This is a genomic window from Draconibacterium sp. (assembly GCF_041583095.1).
Lineage (GTDB): Bacteria > Bacteroidota > Bacteroidia > Bacteroidales > Prolixibacteraceae > Draconibacterium.
Map to the genome: position 1 here is coordinate 25,384 of NZ_JBFHGM010000022.1, position 10,569 is coordinate 35,952.

Below are 10,569 nucleotides of genomic sequence, written 5' to 3' on the forward strand. Positions count from 1 at the left end.
TTTCTGATTTTAAAGCCTATTTATTGGTCACAAACTATTCAAGCTCCAGAACAATTGTGCTCCAATATTTTAGTTGAGGTACTGTAAGTAATACTTCACCATTCTGCTGGGTAAAATTCAACGATACCGATGTTCCTCCGTTTGCATCGGGTGAAGCAAACCAAATACTGCTTACCTTCTCTGAAATATTTATTGAAATAGGAATATTCTCCATTAATGCAGGTCTGGATTGAGTTCCATTGTTATCGCGCCATTCATTCGTGTTGGCATCCTTAAAATTTATAAGATGAACAACCTGCCTGTTTCCCACTTTTTTGCCTACAGATACAATGTTTCCGGTTTGGGCAGGCCATTGGGAGATAGGATATTTGTTTTCTGCCGACTGAATCTCTACGGCATTAAATTCACCTCCGTCGCGTAAAATATTCTGATAAGCAACCAAAAAGTCGTAATAATGTACCATTGCGGTTTTTAATTCCGACTTCATTTTAAGGTTGTTATTTGGGAAATACTCCTTGCCCAGCATGTGTTCGCCCAATTCCAGGTGTGCACCTCCAAAGGCAAAAATTACTGCGTTTGTTAGTAAAACTCCCGGGGTATTGAAATAACCCTGATTTTCCGCTAAATCGTAATTCATGTAGGCGGCTAGTATTGTATTCTTGGTATTATCGCTGTATGAATTATTATTCTGGATAATCATTGCCAAATCGTTGTAGGTATCGTTTGGTCCCCAAACCTCCGTATAAAGAAAATCCGTCGATGCGGAAGCAATATTCTCTTGTCCGTATTGATTCACGGCATTCATGGCGATAAACTTATCCGGCTCGCACGTCCTAACCGACTCAATAAATGGTTTAAATGTTTTATACAGACTTAACGAATTGCCGTGGTAGGTATAATGTTGTCCCCAATCACCCAACTGATCCATGTGAAAGCCATCAAAATCGAGGTATTGATATACCTTTTTGTTTTCGTTATTGATGTAAGCCTGCCATTCTGTATTTGATGGGTCGAGAAGAAAAATGTTACTTAAAAACGGGGGCTGAGGAAGTGTCATTACCTCTTTGTTTATCCGACCGGCATCTTTAAAAATATACCATTCTGCCTTTACACCATCCTGCTCTGCGTGATCCCATGCTCCATACACCAAATTGTAAAACATGGCTTTCATATTGTAGTTGTGGGCGTTTTCAATGTATTTTTCAACTGTTGAAAAGTAAATATCACGGTTGGCAATATCTTTCCACACCGCTTTTGGAGAGTCACCATCCACAGCCATCGGTTGATGATGTTTATGGTGCCAGTCGTAAAATTGAATACCATTAATATGGTGCCTGTTCAGATTTTTCAACACCGAGCTTATTGTCTCGTCATCAATATTTGAATAGTCTGATAAAAATCCATATCTCGGGAACTTTGTCCAATTGGAAGAAACATCAACTGCAATTGCAGCAAGAATATTTTCGGCATTGTTTGCAGTTGTATAAACTTCAACCATGTAAGCCTTAAAATCCTCTGATGGTACATTCCAAACCCATGAACTGTTTGTTAAAGCATGCTCCAGTACAACTTCCCCAAGATATTTGTATCGTACTTTTGTGTTTTCAGGAACCGATGTAATATCAAGATTGAATTGAACTTCATCGCCCGGATTATAAATTGACTTATCTGTTTCAACAAAGTAATTATTGAAACCCGGTAATGACGGATTTGTAGGAAACTCCGGCTCCGCTACTGGCGGAACTATTTCTTCGTTGCTGCCACATCCCATTTGTAGGAACAGAAGCATTAATAATACTACTATTTGCACTTTGTTTTCTCTCATTTTTGATTAAAATCAGCAGGGAGCAATACACCCCCTGCGCATATTAAAATTTATTGTTTCTCAATTGTAAGAACATCTGCTTCCAGATCGATGGAAATCCGATAAGTTCCAGCGTCACCATCCTGTAATTTCCATTTATTGTCCGGTCCATCGCACCCGTGAGTTGTAATGAAATCGGTATTTGAAATTGACTGGTTTGGATTGGCTGCATTAATCCAATCGCCATTGCACCAATCTCCTTTGAACTTTGAAATTTTAAATTCGCCGGTTGGGTTATCTGCACCAAGTTCACCCTCAAAAACATAAATGCCGTTTACTATTGTCATCGGTTCCGGAGTTCCAATATTCCATCCGTTAGGGCCACCATCTCCAATGATGTAAAGCATTACTCGTTCTATTTTTATCGAATTATTATACAGGTTAACTGTAATCAGGTATCGTCCCTGGGTTTCTTCGGTAACACGCCATTTGTTGTCCGGGCCATCGCATCTGTTGGTTACAATATAATCGGTAGCTGTAACATCCTGATCGGGTTGACTTGGATTAATCCATTGCCCATCACACCAATCGCCTGCAAAAGTTGATATTTTAAATTCTCCGGGAGTTAGCATCGCTTCATAAGTAAATACAAACGGATCGGCTGCGCTTTGAGTAAAAGCCTCCGGATTTCCGATGTTCCATCCCGATGGAGAAGCATCACCAACAATATACAGTTCACCAAATTCAGGACCCGCAAGTTTTTTCATTTCAATGCTTAGGTCCAATAAATTAACCGTGAGTTTATAGTTTCCTCCTTCAATGATTTCCCATTGCAGATCGTCGCCACTACCTCCTTCGTTGTACACCATTTTTGAATCGTCATTTGCATCTTTTGTGTAAAAATCCTGGCACCAGCATCCATCGGTATTCACTGCAAATTTGAATGTTCCGGTTTTCATTTGCCCTTCATAAGTGAAAACCCAGGGCTGAGAAGAATTAGGTATCAAAGGAGTAGCGTTGCCAATATCCCAACCATTTGGAGTGGCGCTGCCAACCATGTACAATTCTTCGGAAACCGGTTTATAAGGCGTTAAAGAAAAAATTAATGTTTCTGACACACCGTCTTCAACCCCCTCTTTAACCACATTTGCCGTAACTTTTGCCTCGAACGAAGCTGTTGAGCCGGGTTCCACCCCCCAATAATTCAACAGTAAATCGTTTAATTCTTCGGCATTAAATTTCTTTTCATAAACACCTTTTCCAAGGTCGTAAATCTGTGCTGTTGCAAACTCATTTCCTTCCATATCCATTTCAAGTGAATATGAAATTGAGCTGGAAGTTCCGTGGTTTGTTCCGCGTGTCCAGCTAAAAGAAAAAACAGATTCAGAAGCTTGTTTTTGAGACAGTGTCAGTTCAGAATTTGATACTGATATTGCTATGGGGGCTCCCAATGCAACAACAACATCTTCTTCTTTTTGGCAAGAATTTAAAAGCGTTATAGCTATTACTACGAGTACAGAAATCCACATCCCGTTTTGCATGTAATTTCGCTTACTGCAGTTATTATTTTTATATCTAAAGTTTTTCATTGTTTACTATTTACGTTTGATTTATTAAGAAACTGCCCGTTAACTTAGTATCCCGGATTTTGGGTAAGATTAGGATTCGACTCAATCTCTTTTAGCGGGATTGGAAACAGAAAATGCTTTTCGGTAGCGTTTACTTTGCCAATTGAGTGTAGGAAATCCAGTCCCCATTGCCCGTTATCAACTCTAATTAAGTCGAACCAGCGCTGACCTTCAAAAGCCAATTCCAAACGGCGTTCATTCAGGATGATCTCTTTCATTTCTGATTGCGATTTTCCGCCTACTGCTTCTAATCCTGCTCTCTCGCGCACCTCATTTAACGGAGCTTCTGCTTCAGAAGTCCTGTTCAACTCGTTCAGTGCTTCAGATTTCATTAACAAGACATCAGCATAACGTAGTACCGGAAAGTTCATTGGGCTATTATCGTAAGTGGCTGAAATTGCCTTGGTAACCAGAAATTTCCGAAGATTAAAACCAGTTATGGAGTAAGTAGGATTGTATTTCTGACCATCAAAATTTGGACAGTCTTCGTAGAATACTGTTGCGTCCTTTCTTAAATCGTTTTCCTCGTAAGCATTGATAAATTCCTGCGTTGGCTGGTTCCAGCCCCAACCACCGGCTACCATTCCTGAGTTTCGTGGCCCCTGAAAAGTACTCAGCCATGATGCTTGGTTTTCGTTTGACCAGAAGTCTTCGCCCGCATCTCCGGTATATTGCACTTCAAATAATGATTCTATTGAATTCTTATTGTAAACATCGAAATTATCCGCATAGTTTTCATTTAAACGATAGCCTAATGCAGTAACCTCGTTGCTTAACGAAACCACATTCTCCCATTCGCCTAACGTGAGGTAAACCTTAGCCAACAGCCCTGTGGCAGCACCTTTGGTTGCCCTTCCTAAATCGTTGGAAGAATAACTTGATTTTGTTGGCAATAAATCTTTTGCGGTGGTTAAATCATCGATAATCAGATCGTAAACCAGGCTTTTGTCGGTTCGTGCCGGACGTAAATCATCGCCAGGTACTTGTGGTTCTGTTATTAGCGGAACATCGCCAAAAAAACGCACCAGAATAAAGTAGTAATGTGCCCTTAGGAAATGTGCTTCACCTAAAATTCGATTCTTTAAGGACTCATCAATATCCATTGACGGAATTTTCTCCAGAACGATATTGCTGCGTAAAATACCCGGCCACGGACCACGGAATAAATCTAAAACGCCCGGGTTATCGGTTGTTGTAACAAAGTTGGCCATGTCTTGTGTTTCGCGGCCATCATCACCACCTCCGGCACCAACAATACTGTTTCCAGCCATAATATCCGTTGTCCACATGCGCATGTTATACAGTTTGGGCCATTGTAATGGTTGGTATGCCCCGTTTACAGCATTTATGGCATCCTCTTCAGTTTGATAATAATTATCAGTATTTATCGAATCGAGTGGCGCTTTATCAAGAAATTCATCGCTACACGAAATAGCAATTACAGCCAAAACCGCTATTGCCAGTATATTTTTTATTGTATTCATTTTATTCTGATTTAATTGGTTAGAAGCTAATATTTACACCCAGACTGTAGGTTTTTGTCACCGGATAAGTATTTAAATCAATTCCGTTAACACCAACCTCAGGATCGAATCCCGAGTAATCGGTAAATGTGAAAAGATTCGTTCCTGAGACATAGATGCGAGCAGAACTCATTTTTGCCTTTTGAATGATGCTGGCCGGTAAGGTGTAACCAAATGTTATGTTTTTCACCCTCAGGTACGAACCATCTTCTACAAAGCGGTCAGATGGGCGAATGTTTTTATTGGGGTCGTTAAATACGGCTCGTGGTACTGTAGTGCTTGTACCTTCTGCTGTCCAACGGTCAAGTGCTCCTATAGTTTGATTCTGGGCTACGGCCATACCTTCACTCCAGATTTTATTGGCGTTGTAAATATCATTTCCGTAAACCCCCTGAAGAAAGACTGTAAGGTCGAACCCTTTATAGGTGAAAGTATTGTTTAAAGCAAAAATGAAATCAGGATTCGGGTTACCAATGTACGTACGGTCGTTATCATCGATTATGCCGTCGCTGTTTAAGTCCAAATACCGGATATCTCCAGCCGATGTTCTTGAATACGGGTCATCTCCGGGTACCTGCAAGGCATGTTCGTCAACTTCCTGTTGATTTTGAAAAATCCCATCAGTTACAAAACCATAGAATACATCCATGGGCTGTCCAACTTCCAAGCGGGCAATACTTTGGTTAAAACCTACGCTGCCTCGTGCCATCGGAATGGTGTCGTTCAGGCTTTTAACCTCGTTTCTGTTTACCGAAATATTAAAATCAGTATCCCATGTAAAATCACCCTTTAAATTATGCGAGGTAATACTAAGCTCGATTCCTTTATTCTCAATTTCTCCGGCATTAATCGATGGAACATAAATATCGGAATAACCCGTAGTAATGGGTATTGAAGCAGGAACAAGCATGTCCTCCGTATTTTTGATATAGGCATCGAATGTGATATTCAGGCGTTGGTCTAAAATAGTAGCATCGAAACCAATGTTTGCCTGCTTTTGCGATTCCCATTGAACATTGGGATTGGGCATCACAATAGGCACAACTGCATTTACAAGATTATCGTTTAGGTTATACTTAATGGTATTTAGCGCCGAAGCAAACGAGTAGTTTCCAATTTCCTGATTACCGGTAACACCATATCCTGCCCTGAGTTTTAAATCGTCAACAAATTCAATGTTTTCAAAGAAATCCTCCTCCGAGATCCTCCAGGCTGCAGAACCCGATGGGAATAATCCCCATTTGTTGTTTTGCCCGAACCTTGATGAACCATCGTAACGAACTGTTCCGGTAAGCAAGTATTTGTCGGCAAACGAATAATTTACACGCCCCATATAAGACATTAAAGACCACTCATTTGTATTTCCTCCTATATTTTTTTGAGTTAAACCATTGTCAAGTTGCTGGGTTAAGTCGCTGGCAAATTCCTGAATGGAACCGGTCATATATTTGAACTTATTTTCCTGGGCACTTGTACCAGCCAGCAGTGTTAGCTTATGCTTCTCGTCTATTGTTGTTTTATAGGTAAGCGTGTTGTCCCAGTTCCAGGTTATGGAGCGATTCCAGCCTTCGCCAAGATAAGATTGTTCCTGTGGAGTAGGCTGCCAGTCATATTTTGGTGACCACGAACGTGATTCCCAAAAGTTAGCCTTTATACCTGCCAGCGATTTAAAAACAAGCCCTTTCAATATTTCTACTTCGCCATAAACTGATCCCATAAGGTTGTATCCCAGGGTTGTATTCTCAATTATTTCTGAACGTCCAATCGGATTTACAACATCGCCATACCACATTGGGATTCCAACCGGTCCGGCATACGTACCATCCTGGTTATAAATTTCCTGAGTTGGAAGTGCTCTCATAGCATCTATTATGCTATAGTCGCCGCTGTATTTTTTGTCGTGATTTAGAGTAATGTTATTACCAAATTTCACTTTATCAAGAATCTGATTGTCTGAATTGAATTTTAAAGTGTAACGTTCAAATCCTGTATTGTTTACAATTCCTTCCTGGTCGAAATAGTTGCCGGAAACGTAATAATTTGATTTTTCGTTACCGCCAGAATACGAGATAGAATAATTTTGAATGGGAGCCGTAGAAAACATGGCCCCAAGCCAATCTGTTCCCTCGCCCAGCGATGCCGGATTTGAATATGCCGGATTTTGATTCTGACCGGCATTAGCCATCATTTCATTATGCAACGAAGCAAATTCGGAAGCATTTAGCATGTCAACCATATTGGTTGCCTCTTGCATACCATAGTAGGCATTGAAAGAAATAACCCCTTTTCCTGATTTACCGCTTTTTGTGGTTATAATAACTACACCGTTAGCACCTCGCGAACCATAAATTGCCGTTGCCGATGCGTCTTTTAAAACCTGTATCGATTCCACATCATCCATGTTTAATTGATTTAAACCGGATTGAGTTGGTACACCGTCGATTACGAGTAAAGGATCGTTGTTATTAATGGTGCCAATACCACGAATACGAAAGGTTGGGTCGTTACCGGGAGTACCACTCGAAATAATCTGCACACCGGCAGCTTTCCCCTGCATGGCTTCACCAACGCTCGCCAGTGGGAGCGATTTTAAATCATCGGTGCTTACTGAAACGACAGAACCGGTAAGATCTTTCTTCTTTTGTGAACCGTAGCCTATCGCAACCACTTCCTCCAGGCCAATCGTTTTCTCAAGCATGGTTACATTAAGTTCACTTTTGTTTTGTATACTTTCTTCAACATCCTGCATACCAACAAAAGAAAATACCAGAATACCATCTGCGGGAATATTCGACAAGGAGTAATTTCCATCGAAGTCGGTTGTTGTTCCTTTGGTTGTACCTTTTAAAACAACTGTTACGCCTGGTAAAGGCTCTCCCCTGGAATCAGTAACCGTACCTTTTACTGTTTTTTCGTTTTGCTGTACTGAAGTTTTTGTTGAACCGGATTGTAAGTTCCCGTTTGCATAAACTTCAGAACTGGAATGTACCGTAATTAGAATAATACCAATAGCCAGTACGCTGTTTACAAATTTCGTCATAGTTTACTTTGAATTAGTTTTACAGTGTTAATTTTCATTTCCCGGTTTTGATAATTAAGCTTAACTGGGAATCTGAAAATTTTTGATTTCTAATTCAAAAGTATTTTAAGGCAGTGCTAAAAGGAAAAAGTAAAAGGTTTATATAGATTTATTTTGAGGGTCCTTCTCATACATGTCTATTTGTCAATTAGTTACAATGCATTGATCCTGAAAAAATATAGATGAAATATGATTCAAAAAAAAGGAAATCAGCCCCGAAAACATCCTCTTCAGAACTTTCTATTTAGGTAATAAACTCGTATTTTCGATATTCGCCCCACGAGTAACCAACATGATATCCTGCTCAAACTGGGTAGGATTTTGAGACTTGTTTTTCATTTTCGATTTGTAAGCATAAATGGTATTTACCGAGCAGTCGAGAATTCGGGAAAGCTTTTCAGCATCTTGAATGCCCAACCTGAATAAAGCAATAATGCGCAACTCGGTATTTAAAAGTTGTCCTTCTTTCATGCGAATTTGCTCTTCAGGTTTTAATAAGGCATTTATTTTATTCGGAAACTCTGGAAAAATTTCGAGAAATGCTTTATCAAAGTTGTGGTACAATTTTGCTTTTTCTTTATGTATATTTAGGTTGTCAACTTCAAGTGAAAGTTCATCAAACTGTCTTTTCTTCAACCGTCTGCCAACCAATAATTTTAACTTTTCAAGCTTATCAATAATCTGAGAACTAATTTCGAAATAATAACCAATGTATTCCTCTTTTATCCTGTTGGCAAGCAGTAACTCCTCGTTACTTACTGCCAGCTTTTTATTGGTTTTTTCTACGATTATTTTCGATTTTCTAAGTTTTACAGTCTGTCTTGCAATAACAACAAAAGAAATTCCCACAACGATAATCAGTAAAGTTACAACCAAGGCGTAATTCCATAGTTGTTTCTTTTGTTTTTCAATGGTTCCAATATGCTCTGCTTTAATAAAAGGCAGAAAATTGGAAACCTGCCAAAGCCTGAAATTACTTCCGTAAAAGCGACTATCTTCTAAGGCTATATTTACATATTTGCTGGCACGGATTATATCTCCCTGTTCATAGAGATTATTGGCAAGAAAAAGCAATGCAACAGCTTCCTTTTTGGCTCCCCTTAGATCAGCCATTGCTGCTTTTGCCATATATATAAGCTCCTTTTCTTTGTCTCCAACAATTCCATAGGTAAAAGCAAGAGATATTAACGGTAATGCTAATTCGTCATTTGTAAGACTATAAGTACTTATTATATTTTCGAGCTCAACAATGGCTGTATCGTTATTTCCCAGTTTTAGATTTTTCTGAGCTATTAATGAATGGTATTGCCACGAAGATTGCGGCAAATACACTAAAGCCGAATCATAACCGGCCATCCCTTTTTCCCGGTAATCCTGTGCAAATTCGGGGCTTTGCGAAAAGCTTTCCATATCAAAATATCCCCGGCTCAGTACCTGATAATAATTTGCTTTTACTTTATCCGAAAGGGGGAATAAGTTAATAGAATTCAATGTCTTTAACGATTCATTGAAAATTCCGGCAGAGATAAGAATATTGGCAAATTCAATCTTTGCACTTGCAATCAATTCAGAGTTATTAATTTGTTGAGCAGTTTCATTTAGCTCTTTTGCATAATAGTATGCTGAATCAAATTTAAACGTTTGATACTCATTATAAAGCCTTAAGCAATAGGCATAATAGTTGGTCAAATAATGCTCATTTTCCGGACTTGGTGTAGATTCTTTTAACTCGATAAGACGGTCGAGCTTTTTTGTTACAAAGTATTCTCTTTGAGCGATAACTTCATCCAGGGTTGTCAATATATCTTTCGAAGTCTCCTGGCTATATCCATTACAAACGTATATGATTGAAGTGAAAAGAAAAATAAATTTAAGTATGAAAACTCCCATATAATTTGGATGTAAAAAAATACTACTTCAAAAATACGTTTAAAATTTCAAAATGAATTTCGTTCATTTTGCATAAATATAGAGCTTATTTCAAAATTAGAGGATAATAATTGTTGGCTCTTTATAATTGGAACAATGGAATAAGATGCCTCTTACACAATTGTTACATTTACTTGTAAAAATGTTTCAGGGTTGTTGCTTCGAGTCTTAGTTGCTAAAGAGTTGAAACATCATTGCTTGTATTTGTAACATTCATTAATGCCTTCAAATTGGCGTCCCGCTACTTTTGGTTCAGAGTTTTAAACCAATAATTCTGAATCGAAATGAAACAACAGAACGTTTTAACCGTCGCCTTGATCATTGCTTTAGGCGGATTTCTCTTTGGCTACGATATTGCCATGATGTCGGGGACGACAACACAACTTGAAGAGCTATATAATTTAAATAGTTTTTGGTTAGGTTTTACCATAGCAATAGCTATTGTAGGTACTATAATTGGTACTATAATAATAGGGAAACCAGCTGAAAAGTTTGGCCGACGCAAATCTTTAATCATTTTATCAGGTATCTTTTTTATTTCAGCTTTAGGAAGTGCTTTTTCAATAGGCTGGGGTATGTTACTGTTTTTTAGATTGGTAACAGGCA

At 38.9% G+C, this 10,569-nt stretch carries 6 protein-coding genes; 1 reads left to right on the top strand and 5 read right to left on the bottom strand.

Going from position 1 to position 10,569, the window contains the following annotated elements; all coding sequences use genetic code 11:
* Positions 1-34: 34 nt before the first annotated feature.
* From ABZB17_RS03650 to ABZB17_RS03670, 5 genes are all read right to left on the bottom strand, one after another.
* Positions 35-1,825, bottom strand: a complete 1,791-nt coding sequence (locus ABZB17_RS03650) for a glycoside hydrolase family 66 protein (protein WP_372648152.1) — start codon at positions 1,823-1,825, stop codon at positions 35-37.
* 50 nt (positions 1,826-1,875) lie between these two features.
* A complete protein-coding gene (locus ABZB17_RS03655; RefSeq protein WP_297100411.1) occupies positions 1,876-3,393 on the bottom strand; it encodes a SusF/SusE family outer membrane protein in 1,518 nt (505 codons plus the stop codon).
* A 44-nt stretch (positions 3,394-3,437) separates the two neighbouring features.
* Positions 3,438-4,916: a RagB/SusD family nutrient uptake outer membrane protein gene (locus ABZB17_RS03660; protein WP_297100408.1), complete on the bottom strand. Its 1,479-nt coding sequence runs from the start codon at positions 4,914-4,916 to the stop codon at positions 3,438-3,440.
* 19 nt (positions 4,917-4,935) lie between these two features.
* Positions 4,936-7,995: a TonB-dependent receptor gene (locus ABZB17_RS03665; RefSeq protein ID WP_297100405.1), complete on the bottom strand. Its 3,060-nt coding sequence runs from the start codon at positions 7,993-7,995 to the stop codon at positions 4,936-4,938.
* A gap of 279 nt (positions 7,996-8,274) precedes the next feature.
* Entirely contained in the window at positions 8,275-9,924 is a 1,650-nt protein-coding gene (locus ABZB17_RS03670) for a DUF6377 domain-containing protein (protein WP_297100401.1), read from the bottom strand.
* A 323-nt stretch (positions 9,925-10,247) separates the two neighbouring features.
* Between ABZB17_RS03670 and ABZB17_RS03675 the strand changes: the two genes are divergently transcribed.
* A partial coding sequence (locus ABZB17_RS03675; RefSeq protein WP_372648153.1) for an MFS transporter occupies positions 10,248-10,569 on the top strand: 322 nt, incomplete at its 3' end.

Bases quoted from the DNA above. Each gene is read 5' to 3' on its own strand.
- ABZB17_RS03650 (WP_372648152.1), bottom strand. From the start codon at position 1,825: ATGAGAGAAAACAAAGTGCAAATAGTAGTATTATTAATGCTTCTGTTC.
- ABZB17_RS03665 (WP_297100405.1), bottom strand. From the start codon at position 7,995: ATGACGAAATTTGTAAACAGCGTACTGGCTATTGGTATTATTCTAATT.
- ABZB17_RS03655 (WP_297100411.1), bottom strand. From the start codon at position 3,393: ATGAAAAACTTTAGATATAAAAATAATAACTGCAGTAAGCGAAATTAC.
- ABZB17_RS03660 (WP_297100408.1), bottom strand. From the start codon at position 4,916: ATGAATACAATAAAAAATATACTGGCAATAGCGGTTTTGGCTGTAATT.
- ABZB17_RS03670 (WP_297100401.1), bottom strand. From the start codon at position 9,924: ATGGGAGTTTTCATACTTAAATTTATTTTTCTTTTCACTTCAATCATA.